This window comes from Streptomyces sp. iso_384, from assembly GCF_056172905.1.
Genome location: NZ_JBWBTT010000035.1, coordinates 1 through 322, shown reverse-complemented (window position 1 = coordinate 322; position 322 = coordinate 1). Strand labels below are relative to the sequence as shown.

The following is a 322-nucleotide window of genomic DNA, read 5'->3' as shown; positions in this document are numbered from 1 at the left end:
GTTTGTGGGTCTTGCCCTCGGCTCGTTTGCGGTCGTAGAAGGCCTTGGAGGTGGGGCAGAAGCGGGCGGCGACCTGGGCGGAGAGATAGAAGACCCGCAGGAGTCGGCGGTGGTAGCGGTGTGGTCGGCGCATGTTCCCGCTGATCCGGCCCGAATCCCTTGGCACCGGTGCGAGTCCGGCGACGCCGGCGAGTCGGCCCGCGCTGCCGAAGGCGTCCATGTCTCCGCCGGTGCAGGCGATGAACTCAGCCCCCAGCAACGGGCCCATGCCGGGCATGCTGAGGACCACCTCCGCGTGACGGTGCTCACGGAAACGGAGCGT

1 protein-coding gene is annotated in these 322 nt (G+C 68.9%); it reads right to left on the bottom strand.

Annotation, left to right across the window (positions count from 1 at the left end; genetic code table 11):
* On the bottom strand, positions 1-322 hold a 322-nt coding region (locus AC0VY3_RS37905; protein WP_475552003.1), incomplete at both ends, for an IS110 family transposase.